Below are 19,557 nucleotides of genomic sequence, written 5' to 3'. Positions count from 1 at the left end.
GGCACTTAACAGCGTTAAGGAGATTGGGATGCGACAGACGGACGTACTGATCGTCGGGGCCGGCCCCACGGGCCTCGCCCTCGGCATCGACCTGGCCCGGCGCGGCGTACGGGCGCTGCTGGTGGAACGCGGCGAGACCCTGGCCCCCGGCTCCCGCGGCAAGGGCATCCAGCCGCGCACGATGGAGGTCTACGAGGACCTCGGCGTCCTCGACGAGATCCTCGCCGCCGGCGGCCCGTACCCGGTGGGCATGATCTGGCAGGACGGCCGGCAGGCCGGCGAGCACCGGATGTTCGACCCGGCGGAGGACGGCGAGGAGGGTTCCCGCTTCACCGGCCCCTGGATGGTCCCCCAGTGGCGCAATCAGGAGATCCTGCGGGCACGGCTGGCGGAACTGGGCGGCGAGGTGCTCCTCGGCCGCGAGGTGGTGGGGATCGAGCAGGACACGGACGGCGTGACGGCGTCCTTCGCCACCGGTGAGAGCGTGCGCGCCCGGTACGCCGTCGCCGCCGACGGGGGCCGCTCGGCGGTGCGCCGGGCCCTGGGCATCGGCATGACCGGCGAGACGGTCGACCCGGACCCGCTGCTGGTGGCGGACGTGCGGATCACGGCCCTGGAGCGGAACCGGTGGCACGTGTTCCCGCCGAGCGGCGAGGGAGCGGGCTTCCTGGCGCTCTGCCCGCTGGCCGGCACGGAGGACTTCCAGCTGGTGGCGCAGTTCCCGGAGGGCACGGACATCGATCTCACCCCGGACGGCGTCCGCAAGGTCGTCGCCGAGCGCACCCACCTCGCCCCCGAGGCCGTGACCGAGGTCCGCTGGACCTCGAACTTCCGCCCGCGCGCGGCCCTCGCGGACCGCTTCCGCGCGGGCCGGGTGTTCCTGGCCGGGGACGCCGCCCACATCCACTCCCCCGCCGGCGGCCAGGGCCTGAACACCAGCGTCCAGGACGCCTACAACCTGGGCTGGAAGCTCGGCGCGGTGCTGGACGGACGGGCACCGGAGAGCCTCCTCGACACCTACGAGGAGGAGCGCCGGCCGATCGCCGCACGGGTGCTCGGCCTGTCGACCGCGATCCACCGGGACGAGGCCCGCCGCGACGCGGGCACCCGCCAGCTGGGCCTGAACTACCGGGACTCGTCACTGACGCAGGACACCCGGCGGACACCGGGCGCCCTGCGCGCCGGCGACCGGGTCCCCGACCTGACGATCGACGGCGTACGCCTCTTCGACCGCCTCAGGGGCCCGGACTGGACCACGCTGACCCTCGCGGACGGGGTGTTCCTGGTCCGCCCGGACGGCTATGTGGGCTGGGCGGGCGAGACGGAGGCCGGACTTCAGGAGTACCGGGCCCGCGTGGGCGTCTGAGGCGTCAGGCGCTCGCCAGGGTCAGCTTCACGGCGAACCCGAGGAACAGCGCCCCCGCGGCCGAGGTGGCCCCCGCCGCCAGCCGCTTCCGCCGCTGGAAGGCCGTGGCCAGCTTCGTCCCGCTGAATATCAGGGCGCTGAGGTACAGGAAGCTCGCGAGCTGCGCGAACGCGCCGAGCACGACGAAGGACAGCGCCGGGTAGGCGTACCCCGGGTCGACGAACTGCACGAAGAAGGCGACGAAGAACAGGATCGCCTTGGGGTTGAAGAGGCTGATGACCAGGGCCCGCCGGAAGGGCCGCTCGTCGGAGACGGCTTCCCCGGTCTCCTGGAGCATCCGCTCCCGCCGGGTGCGCCACATCCCCAAGGCGGCCCGCAGCATCCCGATGGCCAGCCAGGTCAGATACCCGGCGCCCGCGTACTTCACGATCCCGAACAGCACGGCGTTGCCCTGGAGCAGCGAGGCGACGCCGGCGGCGGAGAGCGTCATCAGCGCGGTGTCCCCGCACCAGACCCCGGCGGCGGCCGTATATCCGGCCCTGGTGCCACGCCGGGCGGCGACCGAGAGGACGTACAGGGAGTTGGGGCCGGGAAGCAGGACGATGAGGACCAGACCTGCGAGATAGGTGGGGAGATCGATGACGCCGAACATGGAAAGGAGTGTCGCACGGGGGTGCGACACTCCGGTTCCGGGTCTCGAGGGGTGGCACGATCAGCCGTCGAGAAGCGTGTCCACATCGAAGGTGACCTTGAAGCCGATCGCCCCGGGAAGGGCGACGGACTGGCCGCGCTTGAACCGCTCCGGGTCGCCGTACGCGCCGTCGACCGGGTCCGTGTACAGGAGGACCTCGTCATGCTTCCGGTCCGCGACGAGGTAGCCCGGGATGCCGGCCTGGGCGTAGCACTCGACCTTGGGACCGAGGTCGTCGGACCAGTTCGACGACGTCACCTCCACGACCAGACGGAAGACGTTCGGGGCGTAGTAGTTCTTCGTGACGTGAGCGTCACGGAAGTCCTCGTCGACGACGGAGAGGTCGGGGATGGCGAAGTCCTCGGGCAGTGTGGGCAGCCACAGACCGACGCCCTGGACCCATTCGGCCCCGCTTCCCTCGATACCAGCACGTTCGAACGCCCTACAGAGCTTTGTCAGCGACAGGCCGTGCGAGCCGTCCGGCGGCGGTGTCACAGTGAGCCTCCCCTGGAGAATCTCCACGCGGTGCCCAGGCAGTGCACGGGAAAGCTGGTCGGCGGCTTCGCTCAACGTCAGCTCGTGTTGCACTGCGGCCACGGCATCCTCCTTTTCGGGGGTCACTCTTCACGAGCGTAACCGGGGGCGCGCAGTCTCCGCGTCAGTTCACTCGTTCGAAGGAACAGCCCAGCTCAGAATGCATCCGACGGCACATAGGTCCCCCACACCGCCCGAAGGGCACCGCACACCTCCCCCACCGTCGCCCGCGCCCTCAGCGCCTCCTTCATCGGGTACAGGACGTTGTCCTCACCCTCCGCCGCCTTCTTCAGGGCGGCCAGGGCCGCGTCGACCGCCCCCTGGTCCCGCTCCGCCCGGAGCCGGGCCAGCCGCTCCGCCTGCCGGGCCTCGATGGCGGGGTCGACGCGCAGCGGCTCGTACGGCTCCTCCGCGTCGAGCCGGAAGCGGTTGACGCCGACCACGACCCGCTCGCCCGCGTCCGTCTCCTGGGCGATGCGGTAGGCGCTGTGCTCGATCTCGCTCTTCTGGAAACCGTGCTCGATCGCGGCGACCGCGCCGCCCAGGTCCTCGACCCTGCGCATCAGCGCGACCGCGGCCGCCTCGACGTCGTCGGTCATCCGCTCGACGACGTACGAGCCCGCGAACGGGTCGACCGTCGCCGTCACGTCCGTCTCGTAGGCCAGGACCTGCTGCGTACGGAGGGCGAGCCGCGCGCTCTTGTCCGTCGGCAGCGCGATCGCCTCGTCGAAGGAGTTCGTGTGCAGGGACTGGGTGCCGCCGAGGACCGCGGCGAGGCCCTGGACCGCGACCCGGACCAGGTTGACCTCCGGCTGCTGGGCCGTCAGCTGCACGCCCGCCGTCTGCGTGTGGAACCGCAGCATCAGCGACTTGGGGTTCCGCGCGCCGAACTCCTCCCTCATCACCCGCGCCCAGATCCGGCGGGCCGCACGGAACTTCGCGACCTCTTCGAGGAGGGTCGTCCGCGCCACGAAGAAGAAGGACAGGCGCGGGGCGAAATCGTCGACGTCCATACCGGCCGAGACCGCCGTACGGACGTACTCGATACCGTCCGCCAGGGTGAACGCGATCTCCTGCGCGGGGGACGCGCCGGCCTCCGCCATGTGGTAGCCGGAGATCGAGATGGTGTTCCACCTCGGGATCTCCGCGTTGCAGTACTTGAAGATGTCGGCGATCAGCCGCAGGGACGGCTTCGGCGGGAAGATGTACGTCCCGCGCGCGATGTACTCCTTCAGCACGTCGTTCTGGATCGTGCCGGTCAGCCGGTCCGCGCCGACGCCCTGCTCCTCCGCGACCAGTTGGTACAGCAGGAGCAGCAGCGCCGCGGGCGCGTTGATGGTCATCGACGTCGAGACCTGGTCCAGCGGGATCCCGTCGAACAGCACCCGCATGTCGTCGAGGGAGTCGATGGCGACGCCCACCTTGCCGACCTCGCCGTGCGCGATCGGGGCATCGGAGTCGTGGCCCATCTGGGTGGGCAGGTCGAAGGCGACCGACAGTCCCGTCGTGCCGTGGGCGATCAGCTGCCGGTAGCGGGCGTTGGACTCCACCGCCGTGCCGAAGCCGGCGTACTGGCGCATGGTCCACGGGCGGCCGGTGTACATCGACGGGTACACGCCCCGGGTGAAGGGGTACGCGCCCGGTTCGCCCAGCTTCTGCGCGGGGTCCCAGCCCTCCAGGGCGTCCGGCCCGTAGACCGGCTCGATGGGCAGTCCCGACTCCGACTCACGCGCCATGGGTGTGATGCCTCCCGCCGAGTGGCCCGGCTGTGGGGCCCGACCTGTTTCCGTCCCGTTCACCACCATGCCGGTCCGTTCGCGCGGCGTCATCCGGGGGGAACATCTCTGGCATGCGGATGCGGAGATCGATCACCGCCCTGGCCGGCACGGCGGCCCTGGCAACGGTGTGCGGCTGTACCGTGCAGGCGCGGGAGGCGGACGGCGGGGCGCGCCCGCCCGTCCGGAGCGACGTCGACGGGATGTCACGGGCCCCCACCCCGGCACCGGGCACGCGGGCCGACGACAAGCAGCCGAGCGGGTCCCCCACCCCCCGCGCCACACCGTCCCCCGCCCCCGCCGTCCTGTGGTCCCCGGGCGACTCGGGGCGGGGCGTCCGCGAACTCCAGGCCCGGCTGCGGCAGGTCGCGTGGCTCTTCGAGGGGCCGACGGGGACGTACGGCGCGGCCACCGAGCAGGCGGTGAAGGGGTTCCAGGGCAAGCGCGGGCTGCCGCGTACCGGGCGGACGGACACCGTCACCTGGCAGCGGCTGGTGCGGATGACCCGTGAACCGGGGCAGTGGGAGCTGTATCTGATGGGCGGCCAGCCGGCCGCGGCGCCCGACCCGCGGTGTCTGACCGGACGGGTGCTGTGCATCGACAAGACCAGCCGCACCCTGCGCTGGATGATCGACGGGCGGACCGTGTCGACGGTGTCGGTCCGCTTCGGCTCGCAGTACACGCCCACGCGGGAGGGCGTGTTCCAGGTGTACTGGAAGTCCCGCCACCATGTGTCCACGCTCTACGACTCGCCGATGCCGTACGCGATGTTCTTCAGCGGCGGCCAGGCGGTGCACTACTCGGCCGACTTCGCGGCCCGGGGCTACGGCGGCGCCTCGCACGGCTGTGTGAACATCCGGGACGAGGCGGCGATCGCGGATCTCTTCGCGCAGGTGAGGAACGGCGACAAGGTCGTCGTGTCCTGGTGAGACGGTGAGAAGTTCGGGGCGCGAGCGGGACCGGGGGAACGTGTCCCGCCCGCGCCAGGTGCACGAGCCGTCGGTACGGGGGGAACCCCGGCTCAGTGCGAGGGCCGATGACCAGTCGGCTCACTTGTTACTGCGCCCCGGCCTCCGAAAACGTCACACCCGTCGCGGAAAAAGTTTCCGCGAGGGGAACGGGGCGGGGCGGGGGCGTCCGCGGGAGGGGCCAGGTGGCGGGTCGCGGGGCGGGTCGGGGGGACGGTCAGTGGGACGGTCGGTGGCCGCCGGACGCCTGCCGGGGGGCGGCGGCGCCGTCCGTCCGGTGGCTGTTCCCGCCGTGGGAGCGGCCGTCGTGGCCGCTGTCGTGGCCACCGTGGCGACCGTCGCCGTGCCGACCGTCGCCGTGGCCGCCGTGGTGGCTGTCGCCGTCGTCGCCGTCCCGGCCGTCGTTCCCGTCGTCCCCGTCGTTTCCGTCGTTTCCGTCGTTCTTGCCGCCGTGGCCGGATCGGCCGTCCTGGCCACCGGAGTCGTCGTCGCCCTGGCGGTCGTCGCGGGTGTACCCGCCCCGGCCGTCCCGGTCGGACGTGTTCTTGCCGCCGCCGCGGGTGTCACCACGGAAGTCGGTGCGGCCCCTGGTGTCCTTGAGGACGTCCGCGCAGTACGTCCGCACCCGTGACCAGCCGCCCGCCAGGCGCTCCAGGGTCCGGCGGCGCTCGGCGTCCAGCGTCCGGCCGGCGCTCAGGTCACGGCAGGACGAGGTCACTCCGTTCGGCCAGGTGCCCTTGCCGTCGGGGGCGGCGGAGGCGTCGTCGTCGGCGTTCGCGTCCCCGGGCGCCTCGGCGCCGGTGCCGCCGGTGCTCCCGCCGGCCTCGGGCGTCTCGGGGCCCACGTTCTCACCGGAGACGTCCGGCTCGGGGGAGACGAGCCGCTCCGGGCTCGCGGGCGCCGAGACGGATGCCGCGGGCGTGGCCGGCTCGCCACCGCCGAAGGGGCCCGGCAGCACACCGGTACCGGCCACCACCGCGACCCCGCCGACCATGCCCACGGCGAGCGCGGCGACCAGCCCGAGCCGCGCGGGCCGGCTCCAGCGGGAGCGGGCGCGGCGCTTTGCCGCACCGGTCCCCGGGGGCCGTCCGCCGATCCGCACCACGCCGGCGTCGGACGCGTGCGCGGCACGGGGGCGGGGGATGGCCACGGAGGCGAGGCGCTCGCCGGCGGGAACGGTCTCGCCGGCGGACCGGCGGCCGTCGGCGGCGTGCGGCTCGCGCGCGGCGCGGAGGTCGAAGAGCTCGTCGGTGGCGTGCGCCTCGTGGGCGGCTCGGGCGCCTCGGGTGTCGAGGGCCTCGTCGGCGGCGCGGGTCCCGGCGGTGGCGTGGGCCGCGTCGGCCGTACGGGCCCGGCGGAACGCGGCGAGCGCCGCCGCCTCACCGACGGCACCGCCGGACGCGCGCGCCTCATCGGCGACCGGTGCCTCACCGGCGGCCAGGATCTCCGCGCCGGCCCGCGCCTCGCGTGCCGCGCGGGTCTCGCGGAAGGCCGCCAGGGCCGCCGCCTCGCCCACGAGTTCCCCGTCGTCGGCCGAGGGCGCCGGGGCAAGGGGGGCGAGGGCGGACAAGGCGGACAGGGAGGACAGGGCTGACAGGGTTCTGGCGAGGCGTTCGGCCTGGTCACGAGTGGTTTCGGAGGCCGTGGGGCCGAGGGCGTCGTCGGGTGCGTCGCCGCGCAGCAGACGCTCCGCCGTCTCGCGGTCGAGCCACCTGTCCTGCTTGTCGGCCATCACATGTCCTTCTGCGTCCGGGTGCGCGCATGCGTCACACTCGCGGACGTCACCGCGCGCGAGCGCGGATCTCGCTGGGGCGGCAGCGCGTCGAGCACTCCGGCCGTCTCCGGGTCGTCGCCGAGCAGTTCCGCGAGCTTCTTCAGACCGCGGTGCGCGGCCGTGCGCACGGCACCGGGCCGTTTGCCGAGCGTCTCGGCGGCGGTCTTGGCGTCCAGGCCCATCACGACCCGCAGGACGACGGCCTCCGCCTGGTCCTGCGGCAGCCGGGCGATGAGGTCGAGGGTGCGGCCGGTGGCGAGTGCCTCGATGGCCTCGCCGGCGGTGTCGGACTCGGCGGCCCGCCCGGTCAGCTCGGTCTCGTCGCCGCCGATCGCGGGGCGCCGCCCGCGCATGCGTATGTGGTCGAGCGCGCGGTTGCGGGCGATCCGGGCGGCCCAGCCGCGGAAGCGGTCGGCGTCACCGCTGAACCGTTCGAGGTCACGGGCGATCTGGAGCCAGGACTCGGAGGCGACGTCCTCGGCGTCGAGGTCGCCGACGAGCGTGCGTACGTACCCGAGCAGGCGCGGGTGCACCGTGCGGTACACAGCCCGGAACGCGCTCTCGTCCCCGTGCTGTGCCGCGAGCACCGCGGCTGTCAGCTCCGCGTCGTCCCCCACGTCGTGGTGTCCTCGGTCGATGGTTGGCGGTCTCGGGACCGCTGGTCCTTGCGGTGGTAGCGCTGGTCGTCGCGGTGGTCATGCCGCTTTGGCCGTCCGGCGCGAAAGGCACGTTACGACCTGAAACCGCCAGTCGTCCATGTCCGTAGAACATGCAACTAACTCGTGATGCGAGATTGCCGGTCGGAGGGTGTGTCCGGGGCGTGTCCGGGGGCGCGTCCGGGGGTGTGACAGAAAACGCACTCATGGCGCTGTAGGAAGTACGGGTCGCCGCGCGGCCCGTGCCGCGCGACGGCCGGGGCCTCTCCTGTGGGGGGTGGCGGCCCCGGCCGTTGCTTTGGCAGCACGTCACAGAGCCTGCCGGGGGTCCGTCCGAGGGATCGTCAGAGCAAGCCGTTACTGGCCTTTTCCGTTGCTCCCGCCGGCCTTCGGGGTGGCCTGCCCGTTGCCGCCGCCCTTGGCCTTGCCGTTCCCGGCCGATTCCGATTCCTGTGCGGAGGCGGACGCGGAGGCCGACGCGGTCAGCTCCGCGCAGTACGCGGTGACGTTCTCCTCGCCGCCCGCCGCCGTCACCAGCCGCTGCCAGGCCGTGGAGTCCATCGCCCTGCCCCGGCCCCGCACCCGCTCGTACGCCCGGCAGTGGGCCGCGGTGTCCTTGGCGGTCACGGGCCGCTCGCGCCGCGCCGGGCCGTCCGCGGACGCGGTGGGCGAGGGCGCGGCGGACGTCGCCTCGGAGGTGCTCGCCGACTGCCGGGGACGGCCCGCGTCCCGGTCGTCGTCGGTGGAGGACGAGGACCCGATCGCGGCGAACGCGACCCCGCCCAGCGCGAGGCTCCCGATCAGGGCGAAGACCGTCGCCCGCAGCGGGTGCGCGGCGGTCCGCCGGGTCCGGGGCCGCCAGTCGTCGCGTCGCCGGGTCCGGGCCGAGTGGTGCGCGCCGGTGTCCCGGGCGGCCCGGAAGGCGGCCACCGCCCGCGCCTCTCCCTCGCCGCCCGCCTCCGGGCCGGCGGCGGGCTCGCGCAGGGCCCCGGCGAGCAGCACCTCCACCACCGGGTCGAAGTCCCGACCCGCCGGGTGCGAGGCCGGGCCGGCCGGGTGCGCGCGCCGACGGCCCGGTTCACCCGTGTCGTTCAGCCGTTCACCCATGTCCGTTTCCGTCTCTGTCCCGTGCGTACACTCCCGCGGTCACCGCCACCGATCCATACAGTCCGCGGCCGTGGCCGTTCATTCCGACTCCCCCAGCGCGCGGGGTCCGTCATCCGTCACACCCAGCTGACGGGCCAGGCGTTTCAGGCCCCGGTGCGCGGCCGTGCGCACCGCGCCGGGGCGTTTGCCCAGGACGCGGGCCGCGGCGGGCCCGTCGAGCCCCACGACGACCCGCAGCAGCACGGCCTCCGCCTGGTCCCGGGGCAGCCCGCGCACCAGTTCCAGCGCGTGCTCGGTGGAGAGGGACTCCAGGGCCTGGTCGTGGGTGCTGTGCGGGCCGGGCAGGTCGAGCACGTCCTGCTCCGTGGCGGCCGCCCGGGGCCGTACCCGCATCCGGCGCAGATGGTCCAGGGCCCGGTGCCGGGCGATGGTCGCCGTCCAGCCGCGGAAGCCCGCGCCGTCGCCCTTGAACCGCCCGAGATCCCGGGCTATCTCCAGCCAGGCGTCGGAGGCCACGTCCTCGGCGTCGTCGCCGACGATCCCGCGCAGATAGCCGAGCAGCCCCGGCTGCACGAGCCGGTACGCGACGGCGAACGCGGTCTCGTCACCGTCCTGGGCCCGTGCCACGGCCGCGCCCAGTTCCCCGTCGTACGCCTGTACGCGCCGGGGTTCCCCTCCCTGGCCCAAGACTGTCCTCGTTCGTGCGGAGTTCCCTGCGGGTCCGCGGCCTGCCCGCCGGCCGTCGGGTCCGGACACGGTCATGTCCCCACGCTCATCAGCGCCGGGGCGCGCGGAATCGTCACAGCGTGCCGCCGCTCCGCCGGGCGGCCGCGCCGTGACCCGGGCGGTCAGGCCACCACCCGGCGGGCGCGGCCGTGCAGGGTCAGATAGAAGGTGCGCAGGGACTCCTCGGGGGCGCCCGACTCGAAGCGGTTGACGACCTTGCCCAGCGGGTTCCAGACCCGCCCGTCCGGCATCCGCACCCCGACCGGCTGGCCGGACCAGGCGCGCTGGCGGTCGTCGAGGTCCACCCAGACCGCGCCCGCGCGCCGCACCAGCACCTCACCGACGTACGCGCCCAGCCCCACGAGGGTGTCGTGGGCCCGCTGCCGGTCGGCGCCGCCCTTGCGCAGGCCGTCGATCAGGAAGTCGACGACACGCAGACTGGCGACGGAGTAGTCGAGGGGCAGCCGCCGGTGGCGCGTGGTCGCCGTCGCGACGAAGGCGGCGGCGCAGGCTCTCATCCCACCCGCGTCATCCATGGAGTCCCTTCCCATCGGCGTCGGAACGGGGGACGGCGATCCGGTCCCCCGCCTGCCCCAGCGCGCGGGTTCACCGAAACATCACAGGTCCCACCTGTGTCACCTGTCACAGGGCGGGCAGGCGCTCCTCATGACCGGTGACGCTTTCGTACCCCCGTGCGCTCTGTGAGTGATGAACGTGAACCTCCACCTACGCGCCGTACCGCCCCCCGCGCTGCGCAACAGCGCGACCTGGTTGCGGAAACTGTTCGACGGCGACCACGGCCCCGCGCGGGACCAGCGGCATGTGCTGGGCCGGCCCGGCCCCGACCACCAGATCCTCTACACGGACACCGTTCTGGGGGACCAGGCGGTCCTCGGTGGCGGTCAGGTGTGCGCGGCGGGCCCGCAGGAGCCGCCGTTCCTGCTGCTCACCGCCGCCCAGACGGCCCGGGTGGCCACCTTCCTGGCGACCGCCGACTTCGACGCGCTGTGGCGTCCGGCCCGTGCGGAGCTGCTGCCCCGCTACGGCGGCCCCGGCGAGGAACCCCGCACGCGGGCCGCCTTCGCCGAGGCGCACCACGAGCTGGCCGCCTTCTACCGGACGACCGCGCTGCACCGGGACGCGGTGGTGAAGTGGCTGATGCCGTGAGCGCGGCCCTTTCCGCGCCCGCTCAGCTGGGCTCGTCGTATCCGCAGGCCAGGTAGAGGGCCTTGCCGATCAGCGCGAGATTCTCCTCGGAGATGTTCTTGCACGGACCGCATCCCGCTCGTTCCGCGGTCCAGCGCCTCGAGGCAGTCGGCGGCCGACCAGCCGGTCACATCGACCGTGCCGCTCACGTACGTCCGCGCGCCCGCCGCGACACCACCGCGCGCAGCACCCTGCGCCCCTCCGTGCAGACGTCCAGGGCCGGGCGCAGGCCGCCCGCGCCGTGGCCGGCGAGCAGTTCCAGGACGGTGATCTGGCGGCGCAGTTCGGCCGCGACGAGCGGTGACATGCCGTCCGTGCTGCCCTCGCGGCGGGAGTCGACCGAGGAGGCGTCCTCGGCCGGGTCGAGGAGGCGGTGGATCTGGAGGGAGGCGACGGAGCAGGCGTCCGCCCACACCCGCACCTCGGCGGGGTTCCGGTCCTGCGGGGCCGCGTCGAGCATCCGGCGGGCGAGCCGCGCGGCCTCACCGGCGTCGGCACCCTCGTCGTCCGCCTCCAGCTTGCCCCGGGCCTGGGCCAGTCCCTCGCCCCACTCGCCGGGACCGGCCTCGGCGAGGCTGGCCCACAGCGGGCGCAGGATCTCGTCGTCACCTCCGAGCAGAGGCACGCACCGATCCAAACAAGCCAACCCACTGGCAGCCAGTCCGCGTTCGTCGGCCTGAGCGATCAGCTCCACCAGGCTCATCCACGTCTCCCTCGCCAGGGCGCCGACCTTACGGAGCCCACACTTCCCCTTACTGCGCGCGACGGAGCAAGAGTGTCACAGAGAAGATTTTCGGCCAAGGGGTGTTTCCGTATCGGAGCCGAGCCGCAGGTGGCGGGGCTCAGCTCACCTGCGCCGCCAGCGCCCTGAACCGCGTCCACGACAGTGCCGGCTGCCGGGCGTCCCACAGCTTCTGCGCGGTCGCCCGCAGCGGCATCCGGATGCCGGCCGCGACCTGGTCCTGGGTCTGGGAGCCGGCGAGGTCGCACCAGACGGCGAAGGACCCGCCGAGGATCTGGGCGTCGTAGCGGGCGGGCACCGCCGTGGTGCCGCGCAGCACCCGCGGGGTCCACCGCTCGTAGATCCGCTGCCCCGTGGGGTAGACGAAGGTCTGCGGTTCGCCGAGGACGTAGTACAGGTACTCGTCGTTGTAGTTGAGCACCTTGCGGCCCGCGCCCAGGTAGTCCGTCGGCACCCGCGCCCCGATCTCCTTGCCGGTCCAGTACGCGACGACGAGGTCGGAGGCGGGCTTCACGGACGCGTTCCGGAAGAAGCCGTCGTTCCACACCCGCATGGTCCGGGCGTGGGCGCGGACGGTGTCGGCCCGGTCGTTCAGCCAGCCGGTGGCGAGGTCGGCGACGCCCGCGCCGGCGCCGTGGCGTGCCCGGGCGGCGGTGGCGAGCTGCGGGTAGGAGGCGGCCGGGTTCGCCACGGTGAGCGCCTGGTACTCGTCGCCGCCGAGGTGCCACTGCGCGCCGGGGAACAGGTCGGCGTACTCGTCGAGCAGGTCGTCGAGGAGGTTCGCGGAGTCCTCCTTCGAGATGTCGATCGCCCCGCGGGTCGCGACCCCGCTCGCGTTGCGCAGCTGGAGCCCGGGATGGGCGGCGAGCACCGCGCCGAGGTGCCCGGGCGAGTCGATCTCCGGTACGACGGTGATGTGCCGCTGGGCCGCGAGCCGCACGATCTTCCGCACCTGTGCCTTGGTGAGGTGCTGTCCGGCCACGATCTCCGGGTGGGTGTCGGACTGGATCCGGAAGGCCTGGTCGTCGGAGAAGTGCAGGCCGAGCTGGTTGAACTTCAGGTCCCCCAGCTCCCGCACGCGGTCCTCGATCCACCCGGCGGTGAAGTGCTTGCGGGCGATGTCCAGCATGAACCCGCGCTGCGGCTTGGCCGGCGCGTCCCGTACGACGCCCTCCGGGGCCGTCCGCCCGCCGCGCACCTCCTGCTTGAGGGTGCGGGTCCCGTAGAACACGCCGGCGTCGGAGGGCCCGCTGATGGTGACCCGTCCCCCGCGCACGGTCATGGCGTACGACTCGGGGTTCGCGCCCCCGTCGTCGTTGAGCGCCAGCCGCAGGTCACCGGCGCGGATGTCGTCCTTCCGCCCCGCGTACGTCAGCCCCAGTTCCCCGGCGATCAGCCGTCCCTCGTCGGCGAGGCCGCTGTCGCTCACCACCACCCGGTGCCCGGCGGCGGGGCGCCAGCCCGGACCGCGCGCGGGGGTGTGGGCGTTCACGGCGGGGATGGTGCGGGGGGCGGTGGACAGGGCGTAGGAGCGGCTGGGGCTCGGAGTGGCGGGGCCCGCGGCGGGTCCGTCGCCGTCGGAGGCACCCTGGGAGGTCTCCCGGCCCGCCCGTGCCCCGGTGGGCTCGCCGTCGTCGCCCGACCCGGCGTACAGCCCCAGCCCCACGCCGAGCGCGGCGACCAGGCCGCCGGCTATCAGCGCCGGCAGCGCGACCCGTGGCTGCCGCTTCCTCTGGCGCGCCCGGCGCCTGTGCCTGCTCACGCCGCCCACCGTACGACCCCCGTCCGGAGGCGGCGCGCCGGGTAAGTCCACGACAGGTTCCGAAACTCTCTCGTTCGAGTGAAATTCGGGCATCCGTCGTACACATGCTGACCACTCTCGATAACGTGGCGACACACCTTTCACTGCATCCCCTGCCACACCTCACGTGACTCGAGGATCCACGCTGCCTGCGCATCCGCTCTCCCGTCCGACCGGCCGCGTCGCCATACCGGGGCAGACCCGGACCTCTCCGGCCCCGCCGCTGGACGGCTTCAACACCGCCCCCTCCGAGGAGGCCCACCACGCCCTCCTCGCCTGCCTCCGCAGCCCGCGCTGGGCGCGCCGCATCGCCGACCACCGCCCGTACCCGACGGCCGAGGCGCTCCTCGCCGCGTCGGACGAGGCGGCGTACGACCTGACGGCGGGGGATCTGGCGGAGGCGCTGGCCGGGGAGTGCCTGCCGACGCTGCCCGAGGGGACGTACGAGGCGGCCCACACGGCTCTCGGCGCGGCGCACGCCGCCTACGAGGCCAGATTCGGACATGTGTTCGTCATCTGCCTGGACGGCGTACCCCAGGACGAGGTCCTCGACCATGTCCTGGGCGGAATCCGGTCACGATTGACAAACGATCCCGAGGAGGAGCGGGTGGTCACGGCGGAAGAACTCCGCCGCCTCGCCAGGCAGCGGCTGACCCAGCTCCTCTAGACCCCGTCCAGCCCCCTCCCGACCGCCGGGACGGCCAGGACCTGCCACGACGGCAGGCCCCCGCCCCGACGACCGGGACCTGCCACGACGGCCCGGAGAGCCGGCCGACCGGACCCACACCTCCACAGACGGTGCGCGGCGGCACAAACCACCCCGGATGCTTGTCCCCACTCACCCATACGCGTGCCAGTTTGATCACACCGGTAGGCCCGGCGTAAGCCCAGCGCCAGCGCGTCGCTACGATGCTGGGGGCCGGTGGACCGTACCCGGCCGGGCCCGTCCGACGCCGAAGCCGGCAGGCCCCAATCCCCGCTCCCGGAGGGTCTTCCGTGCCGGCTGGAACGCTGTACCGCGGCCGGGAAGGAATGTGGTCCTGGGTGGCTCATCGAGTCACCGGCGTCCTCATCTTCTTCTTCCTGTTCGTTCACGTGCTGGACACCGCACTCGTCCGTGTCTCCCCCGAGGACTACGACAACGTCGTAGCCACGTACAAGACGCCGGTCGTCGCGCTGCTGGAGTACGGCCTCGTCGCCGCCATTCTCTTCCACGCGCTCAACGGCCTGCGTGTCATCGCCGTCGACTTCTGGTCGCAGGGACCTCGCCACCAGAAGCAGATGCTCTGGGGTGTCGTCATCCTGTGGCTCGCGCTGATGATCGGGGCCATCTACCCCGTCCTCGGCCACGCCGCTCGTGAACTGTTCGGGAGCTGAGACCGATGGCCACCACTGAAACCACCGCGTCCGGGATCGGCCCCGTCGAGGGCGGCTCGGTCTACAACGTGGACAACCCGGCGCCCCTCATCGAGGCCCCGCGCAAGCGCACCAAGAAGACGCCGCGCACCACGCGCGGCAACTTCGAGATGGCGGCGTGGCTCTTCATGCGGCTCTCCGGCGTCCTGCTGGTCGTCCTGGTCATCACGCACCTGCTGATCCAGCTGGTGCTGGACGGCGGCGTCTCGAAGATCGGCTTCGCCTTCGTGGCCGGCCGCTGGGCGTCCCCGTTCTGGCAGGTCTGGGACCTGCTGATGCTCTGGCTCGCCATGCTGCACGGCGCCAACGGCCTGCGCACGGTCATCAACGACTACGCGGAGCGCGCGAACACCCGGCTGTGGCTGAAGGGCCTGCTCTACACCGCCACGGTGTTCACCATCCTGCTGGGCACGCTGGTGATCTTCACCTTCGACCCGAACATCCGCTAGGCACGGGGCTGCGAGAATCATGAAGATCCACAAGTACGACACCGTCATCGTCGGCGCCGGCGGCGCGGGCATGCGTGCGGCCATCGAGTCGACGAAGCGCAGCCGCACCGCGGTCCTGACCAAGCTGTACCCCACCCGCTCCCACACGGGCGCCGCGCAGGGCGGCATGGCCGCCGCGCTGGCCAACGTGGAGGAGGACAACTGGGAGTGGCACACCTTCGACACGGTCAAGGGCGGTGACTACCTGGTCGACCAGGACGCCGCCGAGATCCTGGCGAAGGAGGCCATCGACGCCGTCCTCGACCTGGAGAAGATGGGCCTGCCGTTCAACCGCACCCCGGACGGCACCATCGACCAGCGCCGCTTCGGCGGTCACAGCCGCAACCACGGCGAGGCCCCGGTCCGCCGGTCCTGCTACGCGGCCGACCGCACCGGCCACATGATCCTCCAGACGCTGTACCAGAACTGCGTGAAGGAGGGCGTGGAGTTCTTCAACGAGTTCTACGTCCTCGACCAGCTGATCACCGAGGTGGACGGCGTCAAGAAGTCCGCCGGTGTGGTCGCCTACGAGCTGGCCACCGGCGAGATCCACGTCTTCCAGGCGAAGGCCGTGATCTACGCGTCCGGCGGCACCGGCAAGTTCTTCAAGGTGACGTCGAACGCGCACACGCTGACCGGTGACGGCCAGGCGGCCGTCTACCGCCGCGGTCTGCCGCTGGAGGACATGGAGTTCTTCCAGTTCCACCCGACCGGCATCTGGCGCATGGGCATCCTGCTGACGGAGGGCGCCCGCGGTGAGGGCGGCATCCTCCGCAACAAGGACGGCGAGCGCTTCATGGAGAAGTACGCGCCGGTCATGAAGGACCTCGCGTCCCGTGACGTCGTGTCCCGCTCCATCTACACGGAGATCCGTGAGGGCCGCGGCTGCGGTCCCGAGGGCGACCACGTCTACCTCGACCTCACGCACCTCCCGCCGGAGCAGCTGGACGCCAAGCTGCCCGACATCACGGAGTTCGCGCGCACCTACCTCGGCATCGAGCCCTACACGGACCCGATCCCGATCCAGCCCACCGCGCACTACGCGATGGGCGGCATCCCGACGAACGTCGAGGGTGAGGTCCTGTCGGACAACACCACGGTCGTCCCGGGCCTGTACGCGGCCGGCGAGGTCGCCTGCGTCTCCGTGCACGGCGCCAACCGCCTCGGCACGAACTCCCTGCTGGACATCAACGTGTTCGGCCGCCGCGCGGGCATCGCCGCCGCCGACTACTCCCAGAAGGCGGAGTACGTCGAGCTGCCGGAGAACCCGGCGCAGCAGGTGATCGACCAGGTGGAGAACCTGCGGTCCTCCACGGGCACCGAGCGCGTGGCGACCATCCGCAAGGAGCTCCAGGAGACCATGGACGCCAACGTCATGGTCTTCCGCACCGAGCAGACGATCAAGACGGCGGTCGAGAAGATCGCCGAGCTGCGCGAGCGCTACCGGAACGTCTCGATCCAGGACAAGGGCCGGCGGTTCAACACGGACCTGCTGGAAGCCATCGAGCTGGGCAACCTGCTCGACCTGGCCGAGGTCATGGCGGTCTCCGCCCTGGCGCGCAAGGAGTCCCGCGGCGGCCACTACCGCGAGGACTACCCCAACCGCGACGACGTCAACTTCATGCGCCACACCATGGCGTACCGCGAGGTCGGCGACGACGGCAGCGAGACCGTCCGTCTCGACTACAAGCCGGTCGTCCAGACCCGCTACCAGCCGATGGAGCGTAAGTACTGATGGCAACCCCCGTTCTGGACAAGGTCGAGGCGGAGGCCGCGGCCTCCCCGTACATCACCGTCACCTTCCGCGTCCGCCGCTTCAACCCGGAGGTCTCGGGCGAGGCGACCTGGGAAGACTTCCAGCTGGAGATCGACCCCAAGGAGCGCGTCCTCGACGGCCTCCACAAGATCAAGTGGGACGTCGACGGCACGCTGACCTTCCGCCGCTCCTGCGCCCACGGCATCTGCGGCTCGGACGCGATGCGGATCAACGGCAAGAACCGCCTGGCGTGCAAGACGCTGATCAAGGACATCAACCCCGAGAAGCCGATCACGGTCGAGCCCATCAAGGGCCTGACGGTCCTGAAGGACCTGGTCGTCGACATGGAGCCGTTCTTCCAGGCGTACCGGGACGTCATGCCGTTCCTGATCACCAAGGAGACGAACGAGCCGACGCGTGAGCGTCTCCAGTCGGCCGAGGACCGCGAGCGGTTCGACGACACCACGAAGTGCATCCTGTGCGCCGCGTGCACGTCGTCCTGCCCGGTCTTCTGGAACGACGGCCAGTACTTCGGCCCGGCCGCCATCGTCAACGCGCACCGCTTCATCTTCGACTCGCGCGACGAGGCCGGCGAGCAGCGCCTGGAGATCCTGAACGACCGCGACGGCGTCTGGCGCTGCCGCACGACCTTCAACTGCACGGACGCCTGCCCGCGCGGCATCGAGGTCACCAAGGCGATCCAGGAGGTGAAGCGAGCGCTGATCACGCGCCGCTTCTGATCTCCTCGGCACGTCCACGAGGGCCCCGTTCCGGCTGGAACGGGGCCCTCGGGCGTTACCCGGCCACGATCGGGTGAACGTGGCTGTACGGGACGCGGGGGCGGCACCCTGCCTACGATGATGGCCTCGGCACCCGCCCACAGGAGGCACGCGATGTCCGCTGCAGCCGTCGAGCAGCCCTTCGACGACGAGGAGCCGGTCACCCTCACGGCGATCGCCGACGAGATCATGGAGCGCCACCCGGGCTACCGCGTCGAGATCATCGGAGGAAATCTCCTCGTGACCCCGTCCCCGGATGTGCCCCACGCTCGCGCGCTGACGGGCCTCATGATCCCCTTCCTCGCGGCAGGCCTGCACGGCGAGGAAACCGAAGTGCTCCGAGGCATCGGCCTCTGGCTGCCCACGGACCTCGAGGACTACGCCATTCCCGACCTCGCGGTGGTGGACGCCGACATCGACGACCACCTCATCGAGAACAACGCGTACGACCCGGCGTGCTTCCGTCTCGTCCTGGAGGTCACCTCCAAGAACTGGAAGAACGACCTGAGGACCAAGGTCGCCGCGTACGCCGAGGCGAAGATTCCGGTCTACGTCGTCGTCGACCGCAAGCACCAGCGCCTCCACGTGCTCACCGAGCCCGTCGGAGACACGTACGAGAACCACCGTCCGCACGCCCCCGGCGAGATCGTCACTCTTCCCGACTCGATCGGCGCCAAGGTCACCCTGGACGTGACGGAGATCCTCACGGCGGGACGGCCGAAGGCGAGCGACTGAGGCGGGGCGGCTCCGCTGTTTCCGCCCCTTCGGACACAGGGCCCTCAGGCGTTTTGGCCGGTTTCCGCTCCTCCGGAGTGGATCCTTCCACCCGCACACTGCGGCATGGGCGGAGCACCGTAGGCCGGAGGGGGTGCCATGGGGGACAGGTCCGACAGCGAGATACCGCCCGCGTCGTACGGTCGAGAATCGGCGATGAAGGACGCCTTCTTCATCGCGGCGCCACTGTTCACCGCCGCGTCCCTCTCCCTGGCCGGCGTGGTGGCGGGCGCGGACACGGCATTCCTTCTCCCGGGACTGACCCTCCTCATGCTCACGGGCAGTTCCCTGGTTCTGATCGCCGCGATTCAGCTCAACTACTACGCCCGCCAGTTCGCCTTCACCATCAAAGACGTCGAGGAACGGATCGGTCATCGGCCGGGCTGGCAGAGCACCGACCCCACCGTCCGCGACCGGGAATTCGCGCGCATACAGCGCGTCGCCCACAAGCGCTACGTGAAGTTCGCCAACTACTCGGTCAACTGCTTCAACCTCGGGGTGCTGCTGCTCGGACTCGGGGTGGCGTGTGCGCTGGCTCCGCCCGACGACGGAAAGCAGCAGCCCTGGCGCTGGGTCGCCGGTGCGATGGTGCTGGCCGCGACCGCGCTGGAAGGCCTGTGGATCAGAGCCCTCATGGCCAGTAAACGGTCCGATTAGGAGAGCTGATGCTGTACGAAACGGTCCTGCCCGGTGTCGCACCTGAGTGGCAGCCCGGATGCCCCGGATGTGGAGCGGAGTTCGCCGGTCCCGCGGGGGACAGGAGCGGCCTGGAAGCCGCCCTCGCGGGCACCGTCGACCAATTGAACCGCTTCCTGCGCAGGTACCCGACGAACGAGGTCCGGCACATGGTGCCGGCCTGTCCCCTTCGCCCGGTGCGAGCCGCGCTCCTCATCACCTGCGACGACGTGGACGAAGCCCTTGTGTGGGAGCGCGAGTGCCGTAAGAGGCTCGGTGAGCCGCCCCTTGGCGAGGCCGCCTCGGGCACGCCGGACTAACAT

At 71.9% G+C, this 19,557-nt stretch carries 21 protein-coding genes; 11 read left to right on the top strand and 10 right to left on the bottom strand.

Translation table 11 applies throughout. The features are described 5' to 3' along the window. Window positions 1-28: 28 nt before the first annotated feature. Complete coding sequence (locus IE275_RS04090; protein ID WP_189707610.1) at window positions 29-1,366, top strand: FAD-dependent monooxygenase; 1,338 nt, start codon at window positions 29-31, stop codon at window positions 1,364-1,366. 4 nt (window positions 1,367-1,370) lie between these two features. Here the strand turns inward: IE275_RS04090 and leuE are convergent, their stop codons facing one another. The 3 genes from leuE to IE275_RS04075 form a co-directional block, all read right to left on the bottom strand. After that, a complete protein-coding gene (gene leuE / locus IE275_RS04085; RefSeq protein ID WP_189707609.1) occupies window positions 1,371-2,018 on the bottom strand; it encodes a leucine efflux protein LeuE in 648 nt (215 codons plus the stop codon). Window positions 2,019-2,078: 60 nt separating this feature from the next. Then, entirely contained in the window at window positions 2,079-2,678 is a 600-nt protein-coding gene (locus IE275_RS04080) for a Uma2 family endonuclease (protein WP_229870090.1), read from the bottom strand. Between the two features lie 68 nt (window positions 2,679-2,746). Further along, window positions 2,747-4,327, bottom strand: coding sequence for an acyl-CoA mutase large subunit family protein (locus tag IE275_RS04075; protein ID WP_189707607.1), 1,581 nt, complete (start codon window positions 4,325-4,327; stop codon window positions 2,747-2,749). A 113-nt stretch (window positions 4,328-4,440) separates the two neighbouring features. On the opposite strand from IE275_RS04075, the gene IE275_RS04070 reads away from it, so the two are divergent. Next, window positions 4,441-5,295 carry a L,D-transpeptidase family protein gene (locus tag IE275_RS04070; RefSeq protein WP_189707605.1) on the top strand — a complete coding sequence of 285 codons (855 nt, stop codon included), beginning with the start codon at window positions 4,441-4,443 and terminating at the stop codon, window positions 5,293-5,295. Between the two features lie 256 nt (window positions 5,296-5,551). Here the strand turns inward: IE275_RS04070 and IE275_RS04065 are convergent, their stop codons facing one another. From IE275_RS04065 to IE275_RS04045, 5 genes are all read right to left on the bottom strand, one after another. After that, a complete protein-coding gene (locus IE275_RS04065) occupies window positions 5,552-7,066 on the bottom strand; it encodes a hypothetical protein (protein WP_189707603.1) in 1,515 nt (504 codons plus the stop codon). Further along, window positions 7,066-7,725 (bottom strand): RNA polymerase sigma factor, encoded by a 660-nt coding sequence (locus tag IE275_RS04060; RefSeq protein WP_189707601.1) that lies wholly within the window; start codon window positions 7,723-7,725, stop codon window positions 7,066-7,068. The genes IE275_RS04065 and IE275_RS04060 overlap by 1 nt, the downstream gene beginning before the upstream one ends. A gap of 396 nt (window positions 7,726-8,121) precedes the next feature. Next, window positions 8,122-8,871, bottom strand: coding sequence for a hypothetical protein (locus IE275_RS04055; RefSeq protein WP_189707599.1), 750 nt, complete (start codon window positions 8,869-8,871; stop codon window positions 8,122-8,124). A 78-nt stretch (window positions 8,872-8,949) separates the two neighbouring features. Beyond that, entirely contained in the window at window positions 8,950-9,558 is a 609-nt protein-coding gene (locus IE275_RS04050) for an RNA polymerase sigma factor (protein ID WP_189707597.1), read from the bottom strand. Between the two features lie 161 nt (window positions 9,559-9,719). Further along, window positions 9,720-10,133, bottom strand: a complete 414-nt coding sequence (locus tag IE275_RS04045) for a hypothetical protein (RefSeq protein WP_229870089.1) — start codon at window positions 10,131-10,133, stop codon at window positions 9,720-9,722. Window positions 10,134-10,305: 172 nt separating this feature from the next. Here IE275_RS04045 and IE275_RS04040 point away from each other — a divergent pair, with 172 nt between their 5' ends. Further along, the gene (locus IE275_RS04040; RefSeq protein WP_189707595.1) at window positions 10,306-10,764 is read left to right on the top strand and encodes a DUF1877 domain-containing protein; all 459 of its coding nucleotides are present in this window, start codon (window positions 10,306-10,308) and stop codon (window positions 10,762-10,764) included. 184 nt (window positions 10,765-10,948) lie between these two features. On the opposite strand, the gene IE275_RS04035 is transcribed toward IE275_RS04040, so the two are convergent. Both IE275_RS04035 and IE275_RS04030 read right to left on the bottom strand, forming a co-directional pair. After that, window positions 10,949-11,506, bottom strand: coding sequence for a hypothetical protein (locus IE275_RS04035; protein WP_189707593.1), 558 nt, complete (start codon window positions 11,504-11,506; stop codon window positions 10,949-10,951). Between the two features lie 139 nt (window positions 11,507-11,645). Then, window positions 11,646-13,307 carry a beta-N-acetylhexosaminidase gene (locus IE275_RS04030; RefSeq protein ID WP_373299165.1) on the bottom strand — a complete coding sequence of 554 codons (1,662 nt, stop codon included), beginning with the start codon at window positions 13,305-13,307 and terminating at the stop codon, window positions 11,646-11,648. A 166-nt stretch (window positions 13,308-13,473) separates the two neighbouring features. Between IE275_RS04030 and IE275_RS04025 the strand changes: the two genes are divergently transcribed. The 8 genes from IE275_RS04025 to IE275_RS03990 all read left to right on the top strand — a co-directional run bounded on the left by IE275_RS04025 (window position 13,474) and on the right by IE275_RS03990 (window position 19,554). Beyond that, the gene (locus IE275_RS04025; RefSeq protein ID WP_189707589.1) at window positions 13,474-14,013 is read left to right on the top strand and encodes a 2-oxo-4-hydroxy-4-carboxy-5-ureidoimidazoline decarboxylase; all 540 of its coding nucleotides are present in this window, start codon (window positions 13,474-13,476) and stop codon (window positions 14,011-14,013) included. 329 nt (window positions 14,014-14,342) lie between these two features. Next, on the top strand, window positions 14,343-14,723 hold the full coding sequence (gene sdhC / locus IE275_RS04020) for a succinate dehydrogenase, cytochrome b556 subunit (RefSeq protein ID WP_189707587.1): 381 nt from the start codon (window positions 14,343-14,345) through the stop codon (window positions 14,721-14,723). A 5-nt stretch (window positions 14,724-14,728) separates the two neighbouring features. Next, window positions 14,729-15,211 carry a succinate dehydrogenase hydrophobic membrane anchor subunit gene (locus tag IE275_RS04015; RefSeq protein WP_189707585.1) on the top strand — a complete coding sequence of 161 codons (483 nt, stop codon included), beginning with the start codon at window positions 14,729-14,731 and terminating at the stop codon, window positions 15,209-15,211. Window positions 15,212-15,230: 19 nt separating this feature from the next. Beyond that, window positions 15,231-16,985, top strand: a complete 1,755-nt coding sequence (sdhA, locus tag IE275_RS04010; protein WP_189707583.1) for a succinate dehydrogenase flavoprotein subunit — start codon at window positions 15,231-15,233, stop codon at window positions 16,983-16,985. Then, the gene (locus IE275_RS04005; RefSeq protein WP_189707581.1) at window positions 16,985-17,746 is read left to right on the top strand and encodes a succinate dehydrogenase iron-sulfur subunit; all 762 of its coding nucleotides are present in this window, start codon (window positions 16,985-16,987) and stop codon (window positions 17,744-17,746) included. The genes sdhA and IE275_RS04005 overlap by 1 nt, the downstream gene beginning before the upstream one ends. 153 nt (window positions 17,747-17,899) lie before the next feature. Beyond that, window positions 17,900-18,520 (top strand): Uma2 family endonuclease, encoded by a 621-nt coding sequence (locus tag IE275_RS04000; protein ID WP_189707579.1) that lies wholly within the window; start codon window positions 17,900-17,902, stop codon window positions 18,518-18,520. Between the two features lie 138 nt (window positions 18,521-18,658). Beyond that, the gene (locus tag IE275_RS03995; protein ID WP_189707577.1) at window positions 18,659-19,216 is read left to right on the top strand and encodes a hypothetical protein; all 558 of its coding nucleotides are present in this window, start codon (window positions 18,659-18,661) and stop codon (window positions 19,214-19,216) included. A gap of 8 nt (window positions 19,217-19,224) precedes the next feature. Next, on the top strand, window positions 19,225-19,554 hold the full coding sequence (locus tag IE275_RS03990; RefSeq protein WP_189707575.1) for a hypothetical protein: 330 nt from the start codon (window positions 19,225-19,227) through the stop codon (window positions 19,552-19,554). Window positions 19,555-19,557: the final 3 nt, after the last annotated feature.

This window comes from Streptomyces phaeofaciens (genome assembly GCF_014648915.1).
GTDB lineage: Bacteria > Actinomycetota > Actinomycetes > Streptomycetales > Streptomycetaceae > Streptomyces > Streptomyces phaeofaciens.
The sequence above is the reverse complement of the archived record's forward strand: the minus strand, read 5'-3'. Positions and strand labels throughout refer to the sequence as shown.

Bases quoted from the DNA above. Each gene is read 5' to 3' on its own strand.
- IE275_RS04090 (WP_189707610.1), top strand. From the start codon at position 29: ATGCGACAGACGGACGTACTGATCGTCGGGGCCGGCCCCACGGGCCTC.
- leuE (WP_189707609.1), bottom strand. From the start codon at position 2,018: ATGTTCGGCGTCATCGATCTCCCCACCTATCTCGCAGGTCTGGTCCTC.
- IE275_RS04075 (WP_189707607.1), bottom strand. From the start codon at position 4,327: ATGGCGCGTGAGTCGGAGTCGGGACTGCCCATCGAGCCGGTCTACGGG.
- IE275_RS04070 (WP_189707605.1), top strand. From the start codon at position 4,441: ATGCGGATGCGGAGATCGATCACCGCCCTGGCCGGCACGGCGGCCCTG.
- IE275_RS04065 (WP_189707603.1), bottom strand. From the start codon at position 7,066: ATGGCCGACAAGCAGGACAGGTGGCTCGACCGCGAGACGGCGGAGCGT.
- IE275_RS04055 (WP_189707599.1), bottom strand. From the start codon at position 8,871: ATGGGTGAACGGCTGAACGACACGGGTGAACCGGGCCGTCGGCGCGCG.
- IE275_RS04045 (WP_229870089.1), bottom strand. From the start codon at position 10,133: ATGGATGACGCGGGTGGGATGAGAGCCTGCGCCGCCGCCTTCGTCGCG.
- IE275_RS04040 (WP_189707595.1), top strand. From the start codon at position 10,306: ATGAACGTGAACCTCCACCTACGCGCCGTACCGCCCCCCGCGCTGCGC.
- IE275_RS04035 (WP_189707593.1), bottom strand. From the start codon at position 11,506: ATGAGCCTGGTGGAGCTGATCGCTCAGGCCGACGAACGCGGACTGGCT.
- IE275_RS04015 (WP_189707585.1), top strand. From the start codon at position 14,729: ATGGCCACCACTGAAACCACCGCGTCCGGGATCGGCCCCGTCGAGGGC.
- sdhA (WP_189707583.1), top strand. From the start codon at position 15,231: ATGAAGATCCACAAGTACGACACCGTCATCGTCGGCGCCGGCGGCGCG.
- IE275_RS04005 (WP_189707581.1), top strand. From the start codon at position 16,985: ATGGCAACCCCCGTTCTGGACAAGGTCGAGGCGGAGGCCGCGGCCTCC.
- IE275_RS04000 (WP_189707579.1), top strand. From the start codon at position 17,900: ATGTCCGCTGCAGCCGTCGAGCAGCCCTTCGACGACGAGGAGCCGGTC.
- IE275_RS03995 (WP_189707577.1), top strand. From the start codon at position 18,659: ATGGGGGACAGGTCCGACAGCGAGATACCGCCCGCGTCGTACGGTCGA.
- IE275_RS03990 (WP_189707575.1), top strand. From the start codon at position 19,225: ATGCTGTACGAAACGGTCCTGCCCGGTGTCGCACCTGAGTGGCAGCCC.